At 51.2% G+C, this 24,408-nt stretch carries 25 protein-coding genes and 1 pseudogene; all 26 read left to right on the plus strand.

Features of this window, described 5'->3' with window-relative positions; all coding sequences use genetic code 11:
* Positions 1-136: 136 nt before the first annotated feature.
* The 26 genes and pseudogenes from BQ2683_RS00810 (at position 137) to BQ2683_RS12780 (ending at position 24,316) form a co-directional block, all read left to right on the plus strand.
* Entirely contained in the window at positions 137-649 is a 513-nt protein-coding gene (locus tag BQ2683_RS00810; protein WP_003533443.1) for an RNA polymerase sigma factor, read from the plus strand.
* Positions 642-1,346 carry a zf-HC2 domain-containing protein gene (locus BQ2683_RS00815; RefSeq protein ID WP_005946129.1) on the plus strand — a complete coding sequence of 235 codons (705 nt, stop codon included), beginning with the start codon at positions 642-644 and terminating at the stop codon, positions 1,344-1,346. Before BQ2683_RS00810 ends, BQ2683_RS00815 begins: the two co-directional genes overlap by 8 nt.
* Before the next feature lie 116 nt (positions 1,347-1,462).
* Entirely contained in the window at positions 1,463-1,963 is a 501-nt protein-coding gene (locus BQ2683_RS00820) for an RNA polymerase sigma factor (RefSeq protein ID WP_004853592.1), read from the plus strand.
* Complete coding sequence (locus tag BQ2683_RS00825) at positions 1,941-2,138, plus strand: helix-turn-helix domain-containing protein (RefSeq protein ID WP_005921293.1); 198 nt, start codon at positions 1,941-1,943, stop codon at positions 2,136-2,138. Before BQ2683_RS00820 ends, BQ2683_RS00825 begins: the two co-directional genes overlap by 23 nt.
* 42 nt (positions 2,139-2,180) lie before the next feature.
* Positions 2,181-2,606: a hypothetical protein gene (locus tag BQ2683_RS00830; RefSeq protein ID WP_005921288.1), complete on the plus strand. Its 426-nt coding sequence runs from the start codon at positions 2,181-2,183 to the stop codon at positions 2,604-2,606.
* A 67-nt stretch (positions 2,607-2,673) separates the two neighbouring features.
* Entirely contained in the window at positions 2,674-2,976 is a 303-nt protein-coding gene (locus tag BQ2683_RS13530) for a hypothetical protein (protein WP_187118749.1), read from the plus strand.
* A gap of 69 nt (positions 2,977-3,045) precedes the next feature.
* Positions 3,046-3,444: a plasmid mobilization protein gene (locus tag BQ2683_RS00835; RefSeq protein WP_035394351.1), complete on the plus strand. Its 399-nt coding sequence runs from the start codon at positions 3,046-3,048 to the stop codon at positions 3,442-3,444.
* Complete coding sequence (locus tag BQ2683_RS00840; RefSeq protein ID WP_162840610.1) at positions 3,416-5,035, plus strand: relaxase/mobilization nuclease domain-containing protein; 1,620 nt, start codon at positions 3,416-3,418, stop codon at positions 5,033-5,035. Before BQ2683_RS00835 ends, BQ2683_RS00840 begins: the two co-directional genes overlap by 29 nt.
* Positions 5,036-5,208: 173 nt before the next feature.
* Positions 5,209-5,403, plus strand: coding sequence for a hypothetical protein (locus BQ2683_RS12770; protein WP_006573562.1), 195 nt, complete (start codon positions 5,209-5,211; stop codon positions 5,401-5,403).
* Positions 5,393-6,133 (plus strand): phage replisome organizer N-terminal domain-containing protein, encoded by a 741-nt coding sequence (locus BQ2683_RS00850; protein WP_005933730.1) that lies wholly within the window; start codon positions 5,393-5,395, stop codon positions 6,131-6,133. Before BQ2683_RS12770 ends, BQ2683_RS00850 begins: the two co-directional genes overlap by 11 nt.
* Entirely contained in the window at positions 6,130-6,969 is an 840-nt protein-coding gene (locus BQ2683_RS00855) for an ATP-binding protein (protein ID WP_069986845.1), read from the plus strand. Before BQ2683_RS00850 ends, BQ2683_RS00855 begins: the two co-directional genes overlap by 4 nt.
* Before the next feature lie 12 nt (positions 6,970-6,981).
* The gene (locus BQ2683_RS00860; RefSeq protein ID WP_005946147.1) at positions 6,982-7,173 is read left to right on the plus strand and encodes a transposon-encoded TnpW family protein; all 192 of its coding nucleotides are present in this window, start codon (positions 6,982-6,984) and stop codon (positions 7,171-7,173) included.
* 134 nt (positions 7,174-7,307) lie between these two features.
* Entirely contained in the window at positions 7,308-8,915 is a 1,608-nt protein-coding gene (locus tag BQ2683_RS00865) for a recombinase family protein (RefSeq protein WP_005933734.1), read from the plus strand.
* Between the two features lie 87 nt (positions 8,916-9,002).
* Positions 9,003-9,098: pseudogene (locus BQ2683_RS13595) on the plus strand (Maff2 family mobile element protein); the annotation flags it as partial.
* Positions 9,099-9,114: 16 nt separating this feature from the next.
* On the plus strand, positions 9,115-9,984 hold the full coding sequence (locus BQ2683_RS00870; RefSeq protein WP_069986846.1) for a VirB6/TrbL-like conjugal transfer protein, CD1112 family: 870 nt from the start codon (positions 9,115-9,117) through the stop codon (positions 9,982-9,984).
* Positions 9,985-10,005: 21 nt separating this feature from the next.
* Positions 10,006-10,416: a PrgI family protein gene (locus BQ2683_RS00875; RefSeq protein ID WP_069986847.1), complete on the plus strand. Its 411-nt coding sequence runs from the start codon at positions 10,006-10,008 to the stop codon at positions 10,414-10,416.
* Positions 10,364-12,793, plus strand: a complete 2,430-nt coding sequence (locus BQ2683_RS00880; protein WP_069986848.1) for a VirB4-like conjugal transfer ATPase, CD1110 family — start codon at positions 10,364-10,366, stop codon at positions 12,791-12,793. The genes BQ2683_RS00875 and BQ2683_RS00880 overlap by 53 nt, the downstream gene beginning before the upstream one ends.
* Positions 12,790-13,671 carry a DNA-methyltransferase gene (locus BQ2683_RS00885; protein WP_069986849.1) on the plus strand — a complete coding sequence of 294 codons (882 nt, stop codon included), beginning with the start codon at positions 12,790-12,792 and terminating at the stop codon, positions 13,669-13,671. Before BQ2683_RS00880 ends, BQ2683_RS00885 begins: the two co-directional genes overlap by 4 nt.
* A gap of 38 nt (positions 13,672-13,709) precedes the next feature.
* Complete coding sequence (locus BQ2683_RS00890) at positions 13,710-15,791, plus strand: CHAP domain-containing protein (RefSeq protein WP_069987135.1); 2,082 nt, start codon at positions 13,710-13,712, stop codon at positions 15,789-15,791.
* Positions 15,792-15,833: 42 nt separating this feature from the next.
* On the plus strand, positions 15,834-16,091 hold the full coding sequence (locus BQ2683_RS00895; RefSeq protein ID WP_069986850.1) for a DUF4315 family protein: 258 nt from the start codon (positions 15,834-15,836) through the stop codon (positions 16,089-16,091).
* A complete protein-coding gene (locus tag BQ2683_RS00900) occupies positions 16,081-16,782 on the plus strand; it encodes a DUF4366 domain-containing protein (protein WP_069986851.1) in 702 nt (233 codons plus the stop codon). Before BQ2683_RS00895 ends, BQ2683_RS00900 begins: the two co-directional genes overlap by 11 nt.
* Positions 16,779-18,878: a DNA topoisomerase 3 gene (locus tag BQ2683_RS00905; protein WP_069986852.1), complete on the plus strand. Its 2,100-nt coding sequence runs from the start codon at positions 16,779-16,781 to the stop codon at positions 18,876-18,878. The genes BQ2683_RS00900 and BQ2683_RS00905 overlap by 4 nt, the downstream gene beginning before the upstream one ends.
* A gap of 202 nt (positions 18,879-19,080) precedes the next feature.
* On the plus strand, positions 19,081-22,797 hold the full coding sequence (locus tag BQ2683_RS00910; RefSeq protein WP_083256316.1) for a YodL domain-containing protein: 3,717 nt from the start codon (positions 19,081-19,083) through the stop codon (positions 22,795-22,797).
* A gap of 3 nt (positions 22,798-22,800) precedes the next feature.
* Complete coding sequence (locus tag BQ2683_RS00915; RefSeq protein ID WP_069986853.1) at positions 22,801-23,745, plus strand: hypothetical protein; 945 nt, start codon at positions 22,801-22,803, stop codon at positions 23,743-23,745.
* 2 nt (positions 23,746-23,747) lie between these two features.
* The gene (locus BQ2683_RS00920; RefSeq protein ID WP_069986854.1) at positions 23,748-23,954 is read left to right on the plus strand and encodes a transposon-transfer assisting family protein; all 207 of its coding nucleotides are present in this window, start codon (positions 23,748-23,750) and stop codon (positions 23,952-23,954) included.
* Positions 23,951-24,316: a cysteine-rich VLP domain-containing protein gene (locus BQ2683_RS12780; RefSeq protein WP_076939100.1), complete on the plus strand. Its 366-nt coding sequence runs from the start codon at positions 23,951-23,953 to the stop codon at positions 24,314-24,316. Before BQ2683_RS00920 ends, BQ2683_RS12780 begins: the two co-directional genes overlap by 4 nt.
* Positions 24,317-24,408 lie beyond the last annotated feature (92 nt).

Consider the following 24,408-nt stretch of genomic DNA (forward strand, 5'->3'; position numbering starts at 1 on the left):
TATCAAGCTGACACAGCAATCTCTTTACTTGCCGTTAATGCGCGTCTACCAATAGTCCGCACAAAGCAAGAGTAGCGTAAAGGTATAAAAATTTCAAACTTCTTTGTAACGAAATTCCGATTTCTCCGTCTAACCTATGAAGCTGAAGGAGGTGATGACAAGTATGGACTATGAAAAGCTCTATAAAGCCTACTATTTACAGGTATACTCGTATACTATTTCTCTTGCCAAAAATCGTGAGATAGCAGAGGAAATCACGCAGAACACATTCTATAAGGCTGTTTCTACAACATCACAATTCAAAGGTAAGTCAGATGAATTGACATGGCTCTGCTCCATAGCAAAAAACCTTTACCATGATGAAATGCGAAGCCGTCAGCGAGTAGCTGATGTGAGTGAAATCAATGACTTGCCATCAAATGAAAATGTTGAGAACTCAGTTGCAGATTCTGACATGGCGTTCCGCATACACCTCGTTCTTCACCGTTTGGAAGAACCATACAAAGAAGTCTTTCAGCTTCGCGTATTCGGGGAACTATCTTTTTCACAAATCGCTGCAATTTTTGGAAAAACAGAATCATGGGCGAGAGTTACTTATCATCGTGCAAAGCTAAAAATTCAAGAAAGGATGGATGAAAAGCATGAGTAAACAATGCGATATTGTTCGAGATATTCTTCCGCTGTATGTTGACGGTGCTTGCAGCGAAGCAAGCGCAGAGATGGTAAAAGAGCATTTGAACGCCTGTGCTGACTGTAACGCAATTTATCAAAAATTGCTTTCTCACACGAGCGAAGATGTTCTTCACGAAGAAAGCGAAAGCGTTATTATGCGCCATGAGGCAAAAGAAAAGCAGAGAGGCAGAAAAAAGATAACGATTGCTGTTCTCGTTTCCATCGCTCTTTGTATCATTGCAATTTTTACAGCTCTCTTTCTGTTACCTATAAACATTGCTTATGAGCCTGTCAAAATCGACTTCCCATTTGAGGTTGAAGATGTCGAAAACGTTGAAATGTACCACTATGACGGAGTGCCTGCATCAGCAGAAAAGAAAGTAGTTGTTGCTGAAAATGATATAAAGACCCTGTATGATAAGTTCAAGGGCTTATCCCTAAAAGACAAAACGACTGAGGAAACTGCCGGAGCAGATGTGACCAGCTTTAGATTTAACCTCTCAGATGGAACAAGCTACGATTTGATTTACGCCTGCTATGGGGTTAAAAACGGCGAATTGAAGTCAGCAGCAGGCGGTTTTAAGTATTTCACAAGTGCGGATATCGGCTCTTATTGGAACAATTTGAATACGGAACTTGAGGCAATTCCTATCAATGAGAGTGAATTGCCGTGAGCAGATAGCAAACCCAGCCGAGCCTGTCAACGGTCAAGATGAACGGCGCAAATGCGCCGCCGTTGACAGCCCCGCCCGTCTTTGCTGTTCGGTAATCAAGAGGGCGACAGCACAAGATGCTGCCGCCCTCTGCCATTATTCAGAAAGGGGGATTTTCCATGACCGAACACGAAAAGTATCAAGAACATATCCGGCATACACACGATGCCTTTTGCAAGACTGTTATTCGCCACGCTGCCATAGACGCAGCCCGGAGCATACGGAGCCGCCGCAAGCGGGAAATCTCGCTTGAATATCTGATAGAAGAAAAACACTATCCATTCAGTACCACAGATAAATACTTTGCGGAGCAATCCGGCATGACCAGCTATCCGCTTTTCGTCTGTGGTCAGATGGTGCTTTTGGAAAGTCCAGAGCTTGCCGCAGCCCTGTCCGCACTATCACAGATGGAACAGGAAATCATTTTCTTGTACTACTTCCAACGATTGACGCATAGGGAGATTGGACGGAGATATGGACGGGCTGGCAACACAACCGGGCGGCGTATTCAGATGATTTTACGGCGGCTACGGGCAGAGTTGGAGGGTTTGTCCTATGAGCCAGCTACTTCCCTATGAGACAATCGTTAAGGCAAGCGAGGGCGACCCGGAAGCTGTTGCCGCCGTCCTATCCCATTATGCGGGATATGTCCGCTCTTGTGCGAAAATGGACGGACAGATTAACACGGATATGCAGGAGCATATCGTCAGGCAACTGATAGAAAGCCTGTTGAAGTTCCGCTTTGACCGCTAAACAGAAAAGTTGTATAATTAGAGCCTGACAAATTAAACTTCAATGAGGGTAGAGCAAATGGAACAGATTATCAATTATAGAGACATACCCACAGATAAAAGGATTGACATATTAAATGCTCTTGAGCGAATAGGTTTTTTTCCGGCATACGGCGGCGTGAGAACAATGCAGCAAATTATGGAAAAGTCAGTTCCAGGTTCAGGCCCACAATTCTATTTCGTTTTCCGTGAAAATGAGTTGATAGGGTACAATTTTCTCATTGGGGACACTAAGAAATATAAAGCGTTCCCATGGCTTGCTATTAGCAATATGGATGAGCAGAAGTTGACTGTTTGTGAAGAACTGATGAAAATACAAATTGCCTTTTTTGAAGAACTCGGAATGCAAAAGATAGCAGATCATTGCGTTAGGATTATGGAAGATTACAGAAAAGGAATTGGAAAGCGGAAAGAAAGCGATTGCAGATAAATTCCATTTGAAAACGGCTGACAATTTAATACCGCCGCCCATCACAGCGGCAGATAAGCAGTAAATCTTGAAAAGGTTTACTGCTTTTTTTGCGCCCATTTTCAAAAATCTTTGGCAAACCACACCGCCGGATTGTTGTAGGGAGCAGACAGGAAAAACAAAAAAATTTCCGCTGCGTTTGCCAAAACGACCCCTTTTCACCGTTGTAGTGGTGAACAGCGGGCAGAACACGCCACCGCAATCGCTATATTGGTGGAGCAAGCCAGTATATCCGCAAACCAGAGCCGCCGAGGAAAGCGGTAGTTTTTTAGAGCAAGATTCTACCACGGTGCCAAAATCCGCATATCTGCGGTTTTGCCCCCTTTGGTAAATCTTGTTGGGGAGTGCCTTCCCCAAACCCTGCTCATGCGCCCTGTCGGGCGAGAAAGGAGGTCAACGCTTGAAGAAAAAATACAACACGCCCCACCGCTGCCATGTGGTCAAAACCCGCATGACCGAGGAAGAATACGCCGACTTTACCGAGCGGCTGAAACACTATGACATGAGCCAAGCCGAATTTATCCGGCAATCCATTACACGGGCGACTATTCGCCCCATCGTTACCGTTTCCCCGGTCAATGATGAACTGTTGTCCGCCGTTGGCAGGCTGACCGCTGAATACGGAAAAATCGGCAGCAACCTCAATCAGATTGCCCGCGCCCTCAACGAGTACGGCACACCATACAATGCCCTGTCCGTTGAAATACGCGCTGCCATTTCTGACCTTGCCGCCTTGAAGTTTGAAGTCTTGCGAAAGGTAGGTGACGCTGTTGGCAACATTCAAACATATCAGCTCTAAAAATGCGGACTATGGCGCTGCCGAGCAGTACCTCACCTTTGAACATGACGAGTTTACCATGAAGCCCACCCTTGATGAAAACGGGCGGCTCATACTCCGGGAGGACTACCGAATAGCAACGCTGAACTGCGGCGGCGAAGATTTTGCCGTTGCCTGTATGCGCTCCAATCTCCGCTATGGGAAGAACCAGAAGCGGGAAGATGTAAAAAGCCACCACTACATTATCAGCTTTGACCCACGGGACGCGGCAGACAACGGCTTGACCGTAGACCAGGCGCAGGTGTTGGGCGAGGAATTTTGCCGGAAGCAGTTTCCCGGACACCAAGCTATTGTTTGCACCCACCCGGACGGACACAACCACAGCGGCAATATCCATGTGCATATCGTTATCAATTCCCTGCGGATAGCGGAAGTTCCGTTCCTGCCCTACATGGACAGACCAGCAGACACCCGCGCCGGGTGTAAGCACCGCTGCACAGACGCAGCGATGGAATACTTCAAAGCCGAAGTCATGGAGCTGTGCCACCGGGAAAATCTCTATCAAATCGACCTTTTGCATGGCAGCAAGAACCGCATTACCGAGCGTGAGTATTGGGTGCAGCGGAAAGGACAGGAAAAGCTGGACAAGGAAGCCGCTGCCTTGCCAGCCGGAGAACAGCCCGCCAAGCCCACAAAGTTTGAAACGGACAAGGAAAAATTGCGGCAGATCATACGCGCCGCACTGTCCTCTGCCGCCAGCTATGACGAGTTTGCCGCCGTTCTCTTACAGCAGGGCGTGACCGTCAAGGAGAGCCGGGGGCGGCTGTCCTATCTCACGCCGGACAGGACAAAGCCCATTACCGCCCGCAAGCTGGGCGATGATTTTGACCGCGCCGCCGTTCTTGCCCTTTTGGAACAGAACACCCACAGAGCCACCGAGCAGACAGCAGCCATACCCGAATACCCCCGCAGCATAAAGGAGCGTTTGGAGAGCAAAAAAGCTGTCCAAACCACACCGGAAAAGGACGGTATTCAGCGCATGGTTGACCGGGCGGCAAAGCGAGCCGAGGGAAAAGGCGTGGGCTATGACCGCTGGGCGGCAATCCACAATCTGAAACAAATGGCGGCTACCGTTGCCGCCTACGGGCAGTACGGCTATTCGCCGGAGGAACTGGACGCAGCCCTTGTATCCGCCAATGCGGATTTACAGGACAGCACCGCCAAGCTGAAAGCCCTGGACGCTGCTATCCGGGAGAAAAAGGAGCTTCAGACACAGGTGCTTGCCTATGCCAAGACCAAGCCTGCCCGTGACGGTCTGAAAGCGCAGAAAACGGAGAAAGCCCGCAGCACCTACCGGGAACGGCACGAAAGCGATTTTATCATAGCGGACGCAGCCACCCGTTATTTCCGGGCGCATGGCGTTTCCAAGCTGCCAAGCCATAAAGCCCTGCAAGCGGAAATCGAGCTGCTTACCGCCGAAAAGAACGCCCACTACAACGAATACCGGGAGAAAAAAGCCCGTGTCAAGGAGCTGCATACCGTGAAAAGCAACCTTTCCCAAATCCTGCAAGGCGAGAAAGACAGGCAGAAAAAGCACGAACAGGAGCGTTAAAAACCGCCCCAAACGATACCAAAACGGGGATATGCCCTGCACCCTATCCGCAATACTACCCACCTTTGAAACGGGGCATACAGCGCAGGAAATCCCCGAAAATGACACCGAGAAACTACATTTTTACCGACCTATCCGCTTATACCAGCGGAAACGGCAGAAAGGAGCGAGAAATGCCACGCATGAGCAAAAAGCGGCGGTTGGAATGGAGCTTTTTCCTCAACCACCGAAACCGTATTACCTACAATGACCTTTGCCGGGGCTGCACACACGGCTGCAAGCAGAGCTTCCGGGCGATTATCGTCCTCTGCCCCCGGTATTTCTCTAAGAGATGGAAACACAGGGAGGACACCGCCAATGGCAGATAACCGCAAATATTACTACCTCAAACTGAAAGAAAACTTCTTCGACAGCGATTCCATTGTGCTGTTGGAGGACATGAAAGACGGGATTTTGTATTCCAATATCCTCTTGAAGCTGTACTTAAAATCGCTGAAAAATGGCGGCAGATTGCAGCTTGACGAGCATATCCCCTATACCGCCCAGATGATAGCCACGCTGACCCGTCACCAAATCGGGACGGTGGAACGGGCATTAGCCATCTTCCAGCAGTTAGGGCTTGTGGAGCAGCTTGACTGCGGGCTGCTTTATATGACCGACATCGAGCTGATGATCGGTCAATCCTCTACCGAAGCGGAACGGAAACGCGCCGCAAGGCTTGAAAATAAGGCACTTTTGCCGCCGCGGACAAATGGCGGACATTTGTCCGACATTCGTCCACCAGAGATAGAGATAAAGAAAGAGATAGATATAGAGTTAGAAAAAGAGGAAGAGTTAAAGGGACAAGCCCTCGCCCGCAGCTATGGCAGATATGAGAATGTATTTCTGACTGATACGGAGCTTTCCGAACTGCAAGCGGAGCTGCCCGAAAAATGGGCGTACTATATTGAGCGGCTTTCCGGCTATATCGCGTCCACGGGCAAGAAATATAAAAACCACGCCGCCACTATTCGCAGATGGGCGGCAGACGATACCGCAAAGGCTGCCCCGAAACAGGGCATACCCGAATACACCTGCAAGGAGGGCGAGAGCTTATGAGTAATCTGTTTACAGAACGAGTTTTGAATATGACGGCTGTTACCCCACAGCCGGAGGACTACATGGGCGAGGACGGACTGCTTTACTGCGGCAAGTGTCACACTCCGAAAGAAGCCTACTTCCCGGAAAAGCAAGCCGCCTTGTTTGGGCGTGACCGCCACCCGGCAGAATGTGACTGCCAGAAAGCCCAGCGTTTGGAGCGTGAAGCCGCCGAACAGCGCAGAAAGCACCTTGACACCGTGGAGGACTTGAAACGCCGGGGATTTACCAATCCCACCATGCAGGAATGGACTTTTGCCAATGACAACGGGAAATGCCCGCAAATGGAGATTGCACACTTCTATGTGGAGCATTGGGAAACCATGCGCGAGGAAAATATCGGCTATCTGCTATGGGGCAAAGTTGGCACAGGAAAAAGCTATTTTGCCGGGTGTATCGCCAATGCCCTCATGGAGCAGGAAGTCGCTGTCCGCATGACGAACTTTTCTGCGATTTTGAATGACCTGACCGCCAGCTTTGAGGGGCGCAACGAGTATATCGAGCGTCTTTGCCGTTTTCCTCTGCTTATCATTGATGATTTTGGAATGGAGCGCGGCACAGAGTACGGTTTAGAACAGGTCTACAATGTGATTGACAGCCGCTACCGTAGCCGCAAGCCCTTAATCGTTACCACCAATCTGACATTGGACAGCCTGCAAAATCCGCTGGACACCGCCCATGCCCGGATTTATGACCGCCTTTTGGAAATGTGCGCCCCTATCCTCTTTACGGGAGAGAACTTCCGCCGTGAAACGGCGCAAGCCAAGCTGAACAGACTAAAAGAATTGATGAAATGAAAGGAGTTGCCTATGGCAGAGAACAAGCAGAACACCACCCCGGAACGCCGCCCGGACTGCGTGACAGAGATCCGCATGGGCAACACCGTCCTTGTCGTTTCCGGCTTTTTCAAAAAAGATACCACCGACACCGCAGCCGATAAGATGATGAAAGTGCTGGAGGCGGAAGCCGCCGCAGGACACAAAGCCCAGCTTTCGCCCTAACGCTACAAGCCGCACAGAAAAATCGTCATTTTACCGGGCGGTAAAGAAGCAGAAGCCGCTATACAGACAGCCGCCCCATGTGGTATAATCGAAATACGGAATAGTGGGGCTGGCTGTCGGAAACGGAGGATTTTATGTTAAGACAGACCACCCAGAAAATCACTGCCCTTTATCCAAGACTATCCCATGAGGACGAGCTGCAAGGCGAAAGCAATTCCATTTCCAACCAGAAGCGTATTCTTGAAACCTACGCAAAGCAGAACGGTTTTTCCAATCTGCGCTGGTACACGGACGATGGTTATTCTGGTGCGAACTTCCAAAGACCGGGCTTTCAATCCATGCTTGCGGATATTGAAGCCGGGAAAGTGGCTACTGTTATCGTAAAGGATATGTCACGGTTAGGGCGAAACTACTTGCAGGTGGGAATGTATACCGAGATGATTTTCCCACAAAAAGGCGTCCGCTTTATCGCCATCAACGATGGAGTAGACAGCGCACAGGGCGACAATGATTTTGCCCCTCTGCGGAACATTTTCAACGAATGGCTGGTGAGAGATACGAGTAAGAAAATCAAAGCTGTAAAACGGTCAAAAGGCATGAGCGGCAAGCCTGTTACGAGCAAACCCGTGTACGGCTACCTCATGGACGAGGACGAAAACTTCATCATTGACGAGGAAGCCGCACCCGTGGTCAAGCAGATATACCGTCTGTGCCTTGCCGGGAACGGTCCGACCAAGATAGCCCGTATGCTGACCGAGCAGGAAATCCCAACGCCGGGAACGCTGGAATACCGCAGGACGGGCAGCACACGCCGCTATCACCCCGGCTATGAGTGCAAATGGGCGACAAATACCGTGGTGCATATCCTTGAAAACCGGGAGTACATGGGCTGTTTGGTGAACTTCAAGACGGAGAAACCGTCCTACAAGACCAAGCACAGCATAGAAAATCCCATTGAGAAACAGGCAATTTTCGAGAACCACCATGAGCCTATCATCGACACCCAGACATGGGAGCGTGTGCAGGAATTACGCAAACAGCGCAAGCGTCCGAACCGCTATGATGAAGTGGGCTTGTTCTCTGGTATGCTCTTTTGCGCGGACTGCGGCAGCGTCATGTATCAGCAGCGTTACCAGACCGATAAGCGGAAACAGGACTGCTATATCTGCGGGAACTACAAGAAGCGCACCCATGACTGCACCGCACATTTTATCCGCACCGACCTTTTGACTGCGGGCGTTCTCTCCAATCTACGGAAAGTGACGAGCTATGCGGCAAAGCATGAAGCCCGGTTTATGAAGCTGCTGATCGAGCAGAACGAGGACGGCGGCAAACGCCGGAACGCCGCCAAGAAAAAGGAACTGGAAGCTGCCGAAAAGCGTATCGGTGAACTTTCCGCTATTTTCAAGCGGCTGTATGAGGACAGCGTAAGCGGTCGCATTTCTGACGAGCGTTTCACGGAGCTTTCGGCAGACTATGAAGCCGAACAGCAGGAATTGAAAGAGCGTGTTGCCAGAATACAGGCGGAGCTTTCCAAAGCACAGGAAGCTACCGTAAACGCAGAAAAGTTTATGAACATTGTCCGCAAGCACATGAACTTTGAAGAACTGACCCACACCCTCTTGCGTGAGTTTGTAGAGAAAATCGTTGTGCATGAGTGCAGCTACGATGAAAACGGCACACGCAGACAGGATATTGAGATTTACTATTCTTTCGTCGGCAAAGTGGACTTGCCCGAATGACCGCCCGCCCTATCCGATATCAAAGGCAAGTATCGGATAGGAAAGGCAAAATTTTTTACGCTTCTATTACTTCTTTATCACACATAAGCAAAAAGCCAGGGCATGAAACAGCTCATGGCGGGCGGCGGCGTTGCCCTTATCGGCGGCACCCTTGTACCTCTGCTTTCCGGCCTGTTCGGTTAAGCGGCGGGGTTAGCTTATGCAGAGCATACTTGACGCGATTAACGAATGGATAAAGGAAATCCTCATTGGAGCCATTAACGGTAATCTGTCAACTATGTTCGGGGACGTAAACGAAAAAGTCGGAACTATCGCCGCAGAGGTAGGACAAACCCCGCAGGGGTGGAACGCAGGCATATTTTCCATGATACAGAGCTTGTCGGAAAATGTGATTGTACCCATTGCGGGGCTTGTCATTACCTACGTTCTATGCGTGGAGCTTATCAGCATGGTAACGGAAAAGAACAATATGCACGATATTGACACGTTCATGTTCTTTAAGTGGTTTTTCAAGGCGTGGGTAGCGGTGTATCTCGTTACCCACACCTTTACTATCACTATGGCGGTGTTCGATATGGCGCAACACGTTGTTTCCGGCGCGGCGGGCGTGATCGGCGGCGATACGAATATCGACGTTGACGCCGCCCTCTCGTCCATGCAAGCCGGACTTGACGCTATGGAAATCCCCGAACTGTTACTGCTCGTTATGGAAACAAGCCTTGTGAGCCTTTGCATGAAAATCATGTCGGTGCTTATCACGGTTATCCTGTACGGCAGAATGATAGAGATTTACCTTTACTGTTCGGTATCGCCTATCCCGTTTGCAACTATGACTAACAGAGAGTGGGGACAGATAGGAAACAACTACTTAAAAGCCCTGTTCGCCCTCGGTTTTCAAGGCTTCCTCATTATGATATGCGTCGGCATTTATGCGGTTTTGGTTGGCAGCATGATTGTAGCGGACAACCTGCACAGCGCGATTTTCTCCCTTGCAGCCTACACCGTGATTTTGTGCTTCTCCCTATTCAAAACAGGCGCACTTGCGAAGTCAATCTTTAACGCACATTAAAGACCGAAAGGAGGTTTTCACTTGGCGTATGTACCCGTACCCAAAGACTTATCAAAAATCAAAACGAAAGTCGCTTTTAATCTGACAAAGCGGCAGATTATATGTTTTGCGGCAGCCCTCGCTATGGGACTACCGCTTTTCTTTTTACTCAAAGACAGCGCGGGAACAAGCATGGCGGCATTTGCAATGATTATCGTTATGCTTCCCTGCTTCCTCTTGGCAATGTATGAAAAACACGGGCAGCCCCTTGAAGTCGTGATAAAGAACGTCATTCAGACAAAGTTTATCCGACCAAAGGAACGCCCCTATCAGACGGAAAATTTTTATGTCGTCATAGAAAAACAACGAAAACTGGAAAAGGAGGTATCGGCTATTGTCAATGGCAGAACGAAAAATCATGACCCGCGCGGTAAAAAATCCCGTGAAGCGTAAGCTGACCCGCGCAGAAAAGAAAGAAATCGCCGCCGTGATACAGGCAGCAAAGGGCGACGGGAAGCCCCACACCGCGCAGCAGACCATTCCCTACTTGCAGATGTACCCGGACGGGATTTGCAGGGTAACGGAAAAGAAATACTCGAAAAGCCTTGTCTTTGAAGATATTAACTATCAGCTTGCACAGGCAGATGATAAGACCGCTATTTTTGAAAACTGGTGCGATTTTCTCAACTACTTTGGCGCTTCCGTTTCGGTGCAGCTCTCTTTCATCAATCAGGGCGCAAGAAAGGAAAAGGCACAGGCAGCTATCGAAATTCCGGCGCAAGACGACGCTTTTAACTCTATCCGCAAAGAGTACGCGGATATGCTGAAAAATCAGCTTGAAAAAGGCAACAACGGACTGGAAAAGTGCAAGTACATTACCTTTTCCATTGAAGCGGACAATCTCGCAGCCGCAAAAGCCCGCCTTTCCCGTATCGAAACCGACGTACTCAATAATTTTAAGGTGCTTGGCGCGGCTGCCCGCCCCATGAACGGGCAGGAACGCTTGAACGTGCTGCATGGGATTTTCCACCCGGAGGGCGAGCCGTTCCGTTTCTCTTGGGACTGGCTCGTACCGTCCGGGCTTACCACAAAGGACTTTATCGCCCCGTCCTCGTTCCGCTTTGGCGACGGCAGGACGTTTCGCATGGGGCGTAAGCTCGGCGCGGTTAGCTTCCTTGAAATCCTTGCGCCGGAGCTGAACGACCGTATGCTTTCGGACATTCTCGACCTTGAAAACGGAATTATCGTCAATCTGCATATCCGCAGTATCGACCAGAGCGAAGCAATCAAGACTATCAAGCGCAAAATTACCGACCTCGACAAGATGAAGATTGAGGAACAGAAAAAAGCGGTACGCAGCGGGTACGACATGGATATAATCCCGTCCGACCTTGCCACCTTTGGCAGCGAAGCAAAGAACCTGTTGCAGGATTTACAGAGCAGAAATGAAAGAATGTTTCTGCTGACGTTCCTTGTGGTAAACATGGCAGACACGAAGCGGAAACTGGATAATGACATCTTTGCTACGGCGGGCTTTGCACAGAAAAACAACTGCGCTCTGACCCGCCTTGACTATTTGCAGGAAGCGGGCTTTATGTCCTCTATCCCACTTGGGGAGAACCTTATCCCCATTCAAAGAGGGCTTACCACATCAAGCACCGCTATTTTTATCCCGTTTATCACGCAGGAGCTTTTTCAGCGGGGCGCAGCCCTGTATTACGGCTTAAATGCGCTGTCAAACAACATGATACTCTGCGACCGCAAGCAACTGAAAAACCCAAACGGGCTTATTCTTGGAACACCGGGAAGCGGTAAATCCTTTGCGGCAAAACGGGAAATGACAAACGCCTTTCTCATTACCGACGACGATATTATTATCTGCGACCCGGAAGCAGAATATTTTTCCCTTGTGCAGCGTTTGGGCGGGCAAGTGATACGCCTGTCGCCTGCCGGAAAAGGCATGGACGGTAAGCCCCAGTATGTGAACCCTATGGATATTAACCTCAACTACTCCGAGGACGACAACCCACTTGCCTTGAAATCCGACTTTATCCTTTCCCTTTGTGAGCTTGTTATCGGCGGCAAAGAGGGCTTGCAGCCCGTGGAAAAGACCGTCATTGACCGCGCCGTTAGGAATGTGTACCGACCTTTCCTTGCAGACCCCGACCCGGAAAAAATGCCGATTTTGGGCGACCTTTACAACGAGCTTTTGAAGCAGCCGGAGCCGGAAGCTGCCCGCATTGCGGCGGCATTGGAGCTTTATGTTTCCGGCTCTCTGAACGTCTTTAACCACCGTACCAACGTGGAGCTTTCTAACCGCCTTGTCTGCTTTGATATTAAACAGCTTGGAAAGCAGCTCAAAAAGTTAGGTATGCTCATTGTGCAAGACCAGGTATGGAACCGCGTTACCGTAAACCGCGCCGAGAAAAAGGCGACCCGTTACTATATGGACGAGTTTCATTTGCTTTTGAAAGAGGAACAGACCGCAGCCTATTCCGTGGAGATTTGGAAGCGTTTTCGTAAATGGGGCGGCATACCGACGGCAATCACACAGAACGTCAAAGACCTTTTATCAAGCCGCGAAGTCGAGAATATCTTTGAAAACTCCGATTTTGTCCTCATGCTCAATCAGGCACAGGGCGACCGGGCTATCCTTGCAAAGCAGCTCAATATCTCCCCGCAGCAGATGAAGTATGTGACCCATACCGAAGCGGGCGAGGGGCTTATCTTTTACGGAAACGTGGTGCTGCCATTCATTGACCGCTTCCCGACGGACACCGAGCTTTACCGTCTGCTTACGACAAAGCCGGAGGAAGTGAGCAAGCCATGAAAACGGACGTAATCATCAACCGTGAAGCCCTCTATGCCCTGCGGGAGCTGCCGAGCGAAAGCGTGAACTGCTGCGTCACAAGCCCGCCCTACTATGGACTTAGGGATTACGGGCTTGATATGCAGATTGGACGGGAGGACACGCCGGAGCAGTACATTGACAGGCTTGTAGAAGTATTCCGGGAACTGCGCCGGGTACTGAAAGACGACGGGACGTTTTGGCTGAATATCGCAGATACCTACTGCGGCACAGGCATGAAAGCGGGCTGCAAGCAAAAGGACTTAATCGGTATTCCGTGGCTTTTAGCTTTTGCCCTGCGCTCTGACGGGTGGTATTTACGCAGCGATATTATCTGGCTGAAAGAAAATCCTATGCCGGAGAGCTGCCGCGACCGACCGAGCCGCTGCTATGAGCATATCTTTTTACTGACGAAATCAAAGAAATATTACTATGACGCTGCCGCCATTGCAGAGCCGATCGCGCCGGGAACGGCTGCGCGGTACCGACAAGGGCGCGGCGCAGGACACAAATACGCCGAGGAAGTACCGGGACAGGGCAAGGTACAGGGTATCAATAAAACCCGCAGCGGCGGCTATTATGACGACGCCCTTATGCCGACCACAAGAAACAAGAGGGACGTTTGGCTTATCAATACCGTACCGTATAAGGGCGGGCATTTTGCCGCCTATCCCCCGAAGCTCGCGGAAACGTGCATACTGGCGGGCTGTCCGGCAGGCGGCGTTGTCCTTGACCCGTTTTTTGGAAGCGGCACCACCGGGCTTGCAGCGAAAAGCCTTGACCGACGCTATATCGGCATTGAACTGAACGCCGAGTATTGCGCCCTTGCAGGGGCGCGGATTGGAGGTGGGAACACTTGAAAGACCCCTTAAAGCCCCGCGATAAAATCACGCAGAAAATGACCCGCGACGGGGCTATCGCAGAAAATCAGACCACGGGAGACACGGAACGTATCAGCAAGCGGACGCAGGACGCGGATTTTCAGAAATCCCCGGAGCAACAGACAGCACAGGACGCGGCGGCACAGCTTAACCCGGTATCTGATACAATCCCGCTTCCCCATGCGCCGGGAGCTGCCCCCAAAGCGGACACAGGCAAAACGGAGCGCGTCATGGAATATCTTGACGCTGCCCACACCCGCAAGGCAAGTAAAAAGGCAGTACGTAGGGCGCAGGAGGAAGCCACCGCACAAACGAAATCTTCCCGCTTGCAGTTTACTGAGGAAGAACTTAACACCCCGGAACTTGAAAAATACATCAGGAAATCCAACAAAGCCGCTGACCGCTTGGATAAGGCAAAGGCAGCTATCCCCAAAGAAAAGAAACTTGTAAAAGAGCGCACCTTTGACGAAGCTGCCGGGAAAGGCAAGACCCGCCTGCACTTTGAGGAAAAGGACAAGCCGCCCGGATTTAAGGAGAAACACAGCCCCTTATCCCGCCCCGCACAGGAAGCCGGGATTTTGGTACATAACAAAATCCATTCTGTCGAAAAGGATAATTCCGGCGTGGAGGGCGCACACAAGAGCGAGGAAGCCGCAGAACGGGGATTGAAGTACGGGGCGCGGAAAATCAAACAGGGCTACCGCAGCCATAAGCTGAAACCCTACCGGGAAGCGGCAAAGGCAGAAAAAGCGGCTTTCAAGGCAAACGTGGATTTTCAGTATCACAAGACCCTGCATGAGAACCCGCAGCTTACCTCTAACCCCATTTCCCGGTTTTGGCAGAAGCAGAAAATCAAGCGGCAGTATGCAAAGGAAGCCCGCAATACCGCAAAGGGTATCAAGGGCGCGGCAGAACGCACCCGCAAGGCGGCAGCCAAAGCCGCCGAGAAAACAAAACAGACCGCAGCATTTGTGGCAAGGCACCCGGCGGGTGTGGCAATCGCTGTCGGAGTGCTGCTGCTCTTTATCATGGTTATGTCCGGGCTGTCCTCCTGCGGAGCTATGTTTTCCGGCGCGTTAAACGGGGTGCTTGGAACGTCCTATACCTCCGAGGACAGCGACCTTGTGGAAGTAGAAAACAGCTACGCCGGATTGGAAAACGAGCTGCAAAGCAGGATTGACAATATCGAGCGCGACAATCCGGGCTATGACGAGTACCGCTATGACCTTGCGAATATCGGGCATAACCCCCACGAATTAGCGTCCTATCTGACCGCAAAATACCAAAGCTACACCCGCGCCGACGTACAGGCAGAATTGCAGCGGATTTTTGAGCAGCAATACAAGCTGACCTTGACCGAAGAAATCGAGGTACGCTATCGGACGGAAACGCGGACAGGCACAACCACCGTTACCGACCCGGAAACGGGAGAAACGACCACTGAAACCTACGAATATGAGGTGGAAGTACCTTACAACTATTACATTCTCAATATCAAGCTGACGAACACACCGCTATCTGCGATTGCGGAAAACAACCTGACCCCGGAACAACTGGAAATGTACCGGGTGTACTTACAGACAAGCGGGAACAAGCCCCTTATCTTTGGTGGCGGCTCTCCCGACACTTCCGCGTCCGAGGATTTAAGTGGCGTGGATTTTGTGAACGGAACGCGCCCCGGCAATACCGCTATCGTTGACCTTGCAAAACGGCAAGTCGGAAATGTGGGCGGCTATCCGTATTGGAGCTGGTACGGCTTTAACAGCCGCGTGGAATGGTGCGCCTGTTTTGTGTCCTGGTGCTACGGGCAAATGGGACTTTCCGAGCCGCGTTTTGCCGCCTGCCAGTCGCAGGGTATTCCGTGGTTTACCTCTCACGGACAATGGGGAGCGCGGGGCTATGAAAACATTGCCCCCGGTGACGCTATCTTTTTTGACTGGGACTTAGACGGCAGCGCAGACCATGTTGGGCTTGTTATCGGCAGGGACGAGGGCCGCGTTTATACCGTGGAGGGCAATTCCGGCGACGCCTGCAAGATTAAGAGCTATCCCCTTGACTATGCCTGTATCAAAGGGTACGGGCTGATGAACTGGAACTGACATACAACAACACATTTGAAAATCGAAAGGAGAAAAATCATTATGGCTATGAGTAAAATCGAAAGAATTGAAAAGGAAATCCAAAAGACCCGTGAGAAAATCACGGAGTATCAGAACAGGCTGCGCGGACTGGAAGCACAGAAAACCGAAGCGGAAAATCTGCAAATCGTTCAGCTCGTGCGCTCCATGCGTCTGACCCCGCAGGAGCTTACCGCCATGCTTGCGGGCGGCGGTATTCCGGGCATTGCCCCTATCCCCGCAGACTATGAGGAACAGGAGGAAACCGAGAATGAAGAATAAAATCCTTGCAAGCATTACCGCACTTTGCGCCGCCCTTGTCCTTGTGGGCGGCTTTTCCGTTACCGCCTATGCACAGACCCCGACGGAAGAAACCAACGACAGCGGCGTAATCGTGGAAACCGAACCGCAGCCCCTTACCCCGGAGGGCAACATGACCCTTGTGGACGACATTGACGGGGACGCTGCCGAGGATAAGCAGTTTATCGTCGTGAAAAGCAAAGGCGGCAACTATTTTTACATTATCGTTGACCGGGCAGCCGAGGGGGAAAATTCCGTCCACTTCTTAAATCAAGTAGACGAAAGCGACCTTATGGCGATTATCGGGGAGGAACAGACCGAGCAGCCCCCGGCTGTCTGCAACTGTACCGAGAAATGCAAGGCGGGCGAAGTCAACACCGCCTGTCCTGTCTGCTCTGTCAACATGGATAGCTGCACAGGCAAGGAAGCCGCGCCGGAGGAACCTACCGAGCAGGAGCAGCCCCAAAACGGCATGGGCGGGCTTTTGATTTTCCTTGTTGTGGGACTTCTTGGCGGCGGTGCAGCCCTCTACTACTTTAAGTTTATGAAACCGAAGCAGAACGTAAAAGGCAGCACCGACCTTGACGAGTTCGATTTTGACGAATACGACGAGGACGAGCCGGAGGAAGAAACTGACATCGCAGACACCGAACAGGAGGACGAGGAAGAATGAAACTTGTGATTTGTGAGAAACCCAGCGTCGGGGCGGCGGTTGCCGCCGCCCTTGGCGTAAGGGAAAAGAAAGACGGATATATCGAGGGGAACGGTTATGTTATCTCTTGGTGTATCGGGCATTTAGTAGGACTTGCGGAAGCTGCCGCCTATGGGGAACAGTACAAAAAGTGGAGCTATGACAGCTTACCCATTCTGCCGCAGGAATGGCAGTACACCGTAGCTGCCGACAAGGGAAAGCAATTCAAAATCTTAAAAGACCTCATGCACCGCGCCGACGTTTCCGAGGTTGTCAACGCCTGCGACGCAGGGCGCGAGGGCGAGCTGATTTTCCGCTTTGTCTATCATCAAGCGGGCTGCAAGAAGCCCTTTACCCGTCTTTGGATTTCCTCAATGGAAAACGAAGCAATCCGAAGCGGCTTTGACAATCTGAAGGACGGGCGGGAATACGACGCCCTCTACCATTCCGCACTATGCAGGGCAAAGGCTGACTGGCTTATCGGTATCAATGCGACCCGCCTTTTCTCCTGCCTGTATGGAAAGACCTTGAACGTGGGACGTGTGCAGACCCCGACCTTAAAAATGCTTGTAGACCGGGACGCTGCCATTATGAACTTCAAGAAAGAAAAATATTACCATGTGTGCCTTATGCTTTCCGGCGCGGAAGCGGCAAGCGCGAAGATCCGCGCCGCTGATGAAGCAAGCGAACTGAAAGCGGCCTGCGAAGCGTCGGCGGCTGTCTGCACTTCCTTGACCCGTGAAAAGAAAACCGTTGCCCCGCCGAAGCTCTTTGACCTTACCTCTCTGCAACGGGAAGCAAACCGTATCTACGGGTACACGGCAAAGCAGACCCTTGACCTTGCACAGACCTTGTATGAAAAGAAGCTGCTTACTTATCCGAGAACGGACAGCAACTATCTGACCGACGACATGGGCGACACGGCAAAAAGCATGGTAACGCTTCTCTGCGGCAAGCTGCCCTTTATGGCGGGCGTTTCCTTTACGCCGGAGCTTGTAAAGGTACTGAACAGCAAAAAAGTATCCGACCACCACGCCATTATCCCCACAATAGAGCTTGCAAAAGCTGACCTTTCCGCGCTGCCGGAAAGTGAAAGAAATATCCTTACCCTTACCGGGGCGCGGCTGCTTATGGCGACCGCAGCGCCGCACGTTTACGAAGCGGTAACGTCGGTTTTCTCCTGCGCCGACCATGACTTTACGGCAAGGGGAAAAATGGTAATCGCTGCCGGGTGGAAAGACATTGACCGTCGCTTTCGGGCGACCATCAAAAAGAAGCCCGACAGCGACGACGAGGAAAACGAACTTGCGTTAGATGTGCCGGATTATACCGAGGGGCAGACCTTTGAAAATCCTGCCGCAGCGGTTACGGAGCATGACACCACGCCCCCGAAGCCTCACAATGAAGCAAGCCTGTTGTCGGCTATGGAACGCGCCGGGAATGAGGACACCGACCCGGACGCAGAACGCCGGGGGCTTGGTACGCCTGCCACCCGCGCCGCCGTCATTGAGAAGTTAGTCAAAGGCGGCTTTATCGAGCGCAAGGGCAAGCAGCTATTTCCCACCAAAGACGGCACAAACCTTGTCTGCGTCCTGCCGGACAGCTTAACTTCTCCGCAGCTTACGGCGGCATGGGAAAACAATCTAACGCAGATTGCAAAGGGCAACGCCGACCCTGCCGCTTTCATGCAGGATATCGAAGCTATGGCGCAGGAGCTTGTAAAAACCTATGCTTCCGTATTGGGCGAAAAGCCGGAGCTTTTCAAGACAGAGAAAACAGAACTTGGGAAGTGTCCCCGCTGCAAATCCCCGGTTTATGAGGGAAAGAAAAACTACTACTGTTCCAACAAAGATTGTGGCTTTATCATGTGGAAAAATGACCGCTTCTTTGAGGAACGAAAGACCGCCTTTACACCGAAGATTGCCGCAGCACTCTTAAAATCCGGCAAGGTAAAAGTCAAAAAGCTGTACTCTCCGAAAGCGGGCAAAACCTACGATGGAACGGTACTTTTAGCCGACACGGGCGGCAAGTATGTGAATTACAAAGTAACCATTTCAAAGGACAAACAACTTGAATAGCAAGCATAGGAAGCGGGTACCCACTTCCGTAAAATCCCTGCCACTCTTACCGAGCTTGGCGGGGATTTTGCTTGTTGGGAAGTTTCCCAAACCCTCTAAAAATCCTCAAAAATCTTTGGCAGAAATGCGGGCGCACCGTAGTAGGACTATGTAACCACAAACGCAGCGTCCGCGCTGCCATACGCGAAAGGAGGTTTTACACATGGCAAGTTTGCGCGACAGCGTAAAGGACTATCAAGAGGAACTTAGGGACGGTATCGCATGGGTGGCGTTTTGGAAAGAGGGGCGTTCATGGAACGCCGAGCTGTTTCATCTCGAAGTGGACGGCACTTTAGAACCGTTTGACAGGAGCCGGTTAGAGGAAATCAAAGCGGCTGACCCCGCCGCTGTAATCCTAAACGGCTACTACTGCGGGCATTTAGGCGAGGATATGAGCCTTGACGAGCTGACCGCCGGAGTGCGCTATCACTATGAAAACAGCATGAATGACCTTGACGGTTTTATCGGGGCGCATGACGACAGACTTCCCCCGGAGGTTATCAAAGAAGCAAGAGCCGCCGCCCATGCAGTGGGGCTTCCCTTTTCCGAAAAGCCCTACCGGGACGGGGAAGATTTTGACCCTTATGTATTTGACGGGAGCATGAGCATTGAGGACTACGAGCTTATGCACCGCATGATTGAAAAAGAAAGGAGCGAGCAAATGGACGAATGGAAAACAGGTTATTCCTCATATGACCGCGACAGACTGGACGCCGCCGACAAAATGAAGATTGAGCGCGGTATCTATTTTGAAACGAAAGACGCGGATATTTCCCCGCTGACCGCCTTACCCCTTGCCGAGCTTATGAAGCTGCGAGAGGAAAGCGCGGCTGCGGAGCAGACCGTATTTGAAAATCTAAAAGTACAGGCTTCCGCATGGGAGGAACAGGCAGCTAAGACCCTGCTATTTGACAAGGCGATTGAGTATGCGAGAATACCCGAAGTGAAGCACACTGCGAACAAATGGCAGGACGAGGGCAACGACCGCCACACTATCAGCAATCGGGTATATAAAATGAGCTACCATGTTTACGAAAATACCCGTTACGACAAGGCAGCACAGAAGTCTATCCCGTATTCCTATACGCTGTCTTGGAACGTCTACACCAACAGCCCCCACGGATACGGACAGGCGAAAATCGCCGGACAGGACAGAAAGGTATTTGCTGACCGGGCGGCTATGGAAAAATATCTGAATGGGCGTATCAAGGCGTATGAAAAACTTTTTACGGAAATATCCCCGGTTATCCCGCCGGAATACGCGGAACAGTTTAGGGTAAACGGGCAGCTCTTACCGGGCTACACCGTAGAGGGAGAGGAAATCAAGCAGCCCGCCGCCGACATTCCCGCCGCTGCACCGAGAACCGAACCGGGACAGGAAACGGAACAGTTTGCAATCCTGATTGACAGCCGCACCCGTTTTGAAACGGGAGAACCGGGTGGCTACTGGCTTTCCATGCCCGCCACCAAAGAGCAGCTTCACGAAGCCATGCGAAGCGTCGGCATTACCGCAGACAACCCGCAGGAATTTTTCATTCACGGCTACTCTGACCGGGAGGACAGGCACATTGCCCTGCCTTATGACATGGTATGCGCGGCACAGGTGGACGAGCTGAATTTTCTTGCGGCACGACTGGAAACCCTTGACGCTTCCGGGATTGCCGCGCTGAACGCCGCCACACAGCGAAAGAACGGTTTTGAGAATATCGGGCAGATAATCGACCTAACCTATAACCCGGACTTTTTCGTGCATATTCCCGAAGTACATAATCCCCGCGAATTAGGCGATTATTACCTTAACAAATCCGGCATGGTGCAAATGCCCGCTGAATGGAAAAACAGCATTGACCTTATCGCCTTTGGACGAAACGCCGCCGCACAGGAAAAAGGCAGCTTTACGGAATACGGCTACCTTGTGGAAAGCGGCGACGCATGGGAGAAACACTTTGAGGGGCGCGATGTGCCGGAGGACTACCGCATTATGAGCTACCCGCAGCCGACCGTCGAACTGGACGCAGCCCCGGCATTACAGGCGGCTGTTCCCGAAGCAACGCCGCAGGAGCCACGCCCGGTTATCCCCATTGTCTTAACGTCCGAGAAACCCGCCGAAAAGCTCAAAGAAATAACTGACCGCTTGGAGCAGGGTATTACGGAGCTGTTCGACAGCGAGCGTTACAAGGAATATCTGCGCGTTATGTCAAAATTTCATAATTACAGCTTTAACAATACGCTGCTGATCGCCATGCAGAAGCCCGACGCTTCTCTTATCGCCGGATTTTCCGCATGGAAAAATAACTTTGGGCGAAATGTGATGAAAGGACAAAAGGGTATCAAAATCCTTGCACCGTCGCCCTTTAAGATTAAAAAAGAAATGGAGAAAATCGACCCGCAGACACAGAAAGTCATTATCGGTAAGGACGGAAAGCCCGTAACCGAAGAAAAGGAAATCACAATCCCCGCCTTTAAGGTGGTATCTGTCTTTGATGTATCGCAGACCGAGGGCAAGGAAATCCCCGACATTGCCGTAAATATGCTGACTGGAGATGTGGAGCATTACAAGGACGTTTTCGCTGCCCTTGAAAAGACTTCCCCTGTTCCCGTTGCTTTTGAGAAAATCGAGGGCGGCGCACACGGATACTACCATTTGGAGGACAAACGTATTGCCCTTGATGAGGGCATGAGCGAGCTGCAAACATTAAAAACCCTTATCCATGAAATCGCCCATGCGAAGCTCCATGACATTGACCTTAACGCCCCTTTGGAGGACTTGGAGAACAGACCCGACCGCCGCACCCGCGAGGTACAGGCAGAAAGTATCGCCTATACCGTGTGCCAGCATTACGGGCTTGATACTTCTGACTATTCCTTTGGGTACGTTGCAGGGTGGAGTGCCGGACGAGAGCTTGCCGAACTGAAAAGCTCTCTTGAAACAATCCGCAGCACCGCCGCCGAGATTATCAATTCCATTGACGGACATATCGCAGAGCTGCAAAAGGCACAGGAACAGGCGCAGGACGCGCCGAGGGAGAAAGCCGCCATGCCGGAGTACATTTATAAGATTGAAGCCAACCCCCGCACAACGGGCGACAACGACCGCTTTTTCCTGCAAGCCTATCTCCCGCAGGAAAACGGCAGGGCAAAAATCGGGGACGTGCTGTATATCGGCAGCCTTGCAAAATGCCGGGAACTCATGGGCGGGCTGAACGCCGGAGAGCTGACGCAGGGAGAAGTAAAGGAGCTATATGCAAAGGCGCAGGAAGCCGAAGCCGACAAAGACACCTTTTCCATTTATCAGCTAAAGCAAGGGGACGAAACGCGGGACTTCCGCTTTGAGCCTTACGACCGCCTGCAGGCGGCGGGAAATGTGGTTGATAAGGCAAACTATGAGCTTGTCTATTCCGCAGAGCTTACGCCGGGTACTTCCCTTGAAGATATTTACACCCGTTTCAATATCGACCACCCGAAAGATTTTAAGGGACACAGCCTTTCTGTTTCCGACGTGGTAGTGCTTCATCAGAACGGACAGGACGCGGCGCATTATGTTGATAGTTTCGGCTACAAGGAAGTGCCGGAGTTTTTGCAGGAGCAGACACAACAGCCGGAAAAGATAAACCCGCTAAAGCACGTTGAGGACACAATCGAGCAGAATGACAACAGCTTTGACGGTATCATCAACAACACCCCTACTGTTGACGAACTGGAAGCAAAGGTAAAAGCCGGGGAACAAATTTCCCTTGTTGACCTTGCGGAAGCGATTAAGGCAGACAAAGAACGCGGCAAAGAGAAGCCCTCTATCCGGGCGCAGCTCAAAGCGGATAAGGAACGGGCGGGAAAGAAGAAACCCACGAAGCAAAAATCGCAGGACTTGGAAAGGAGCTGACCTATGAATAAGTTTGAAGATGTGGACGTTATCACTTCCCTTGAAGCGATTATGAAACAGAATACCGCTTTTTATCAGAATGATTTTGACCTTGATAGAAACATTTTACAGAAAGCGGCGGCAAGCCCCACAGCCGAGGACAGGCGGCTTTTATGGTTTTCCCGCCCGTCCGGGACGAGCTGCTTCCGGGAGCGCGACGTTTTTCTAAAAGGCACAAGACAGCATAACACATGGCGGTTTTACGGGGAACAGACGCGCGATAAAGTCCTTGCCTATGCGGTGGAGCTGACCGGGATTGTAAACGGAAAAATCAAAGGCAATCTCTATGAGCTTGACTATCCGCAGCATTTCCGGCACGTTAAGGAACAGGCATTACCCGCAGATAATTACACGCTGCTCTATGAGCATGGAGAACGGGTGCAGCCCGCCGGACAGTATCTTGACGGCAATCCCGACCCGCAGCTTGGGAAGTTTGAACGCTTTGAAGCGCAGCCTAATGACCCGGAAGCATTGCATTTTCTCATGCGGGAGGAAAAGCGCAGCTATGACCGCTTAAAGCCGGGGGATTTCAAGGCGCATATTACCGCATTGCATGACAGCCGGATTGAAGCCGAAGCACAGCGCATTGTAGCGGAAATGAAGCGGCAGGACAGCCCTAACAGCCCCAACAAAACACATTTCATGGTGGAGCTTTCGCCTTACTTTATGCAGTTAGCCTCTACAAAGGACACCGACCGTCTGTTTGCTATGCTGCCATACAAAACACTTTCTTTTTCTAAGATTGAGGGCAGACATGGCACTTTTGCATTTTTAGACAAAAGCGAGGACAGAAGCCGGAATATCCGAAAAGCGCGCCCCTCTGTCCGGGCGCAGCTTACCGCAGACAAGAAAACAGCCGCCCCGAAAAAGGCAGCGGCAAAAAGAAAAAATCACGATTTGGAGGTATGAGCATGAATAGATTTACTGTTGAGGAAACAAACCTTTTGAGCATTTACCATGAGGGAAGCAAGGCGCAGCTTATAGAGGACATGACCGCTGCGCTGCCTTACATGGACGCGGGATTACGGGAGCTTGCAAAGCGCACCCTTTCCAAAGTAGGCGCGCTGACCGAAGCCGAGTACAGGGAGCTTGCCGTTTATCCTGCTGATGAAGTATGACCGGGATTAAGCGGCTGTCGCCGCGACAAAGCCGCAAGGTAAACACCCTTGTGAAAAAGGAGTGCTGCAACTGCGAGAATGGCAACTGTATTTTACTAGACGACGGGGACACTTGCGTATGCCCGCAGCTCATTTCCTATTCGCTGCTCTGTAAGTGGTTTCGGATTGCCGTACTTCCTCTTGATAAGCTGCTCTTTGCGGAGCTTTACCATACCGACGATATGCGAAAGTGTATCGTGTGCGGTGCGTCCTTTGCGTCGAAGTCAAACAGCGTCAAATACTGCCCGGATTGCCGCAAGCGCATTACCCGCAGACAGGCAGCCGAGCGCATGAGAAAAAAGCGTACTCTTGTTACGCAGTAGGGGCGAAAAAAGCCTTTGCTTGCAGGGTTTTTCGGACACAAAAACAAAGAGGTAAAGGATTGATACCTTTACCCCTAAAATCGCGGTTCTAC

Source organism: Massilioclostridium coli (assembly GCF_900095865.1).
Classification (GTDB): domain Bacteria; phylum Bacillota; class Clostridia; order Oscillospirales; family Ruminococcaceae; genus Massilioclostridium; species Massilioclostridium facile.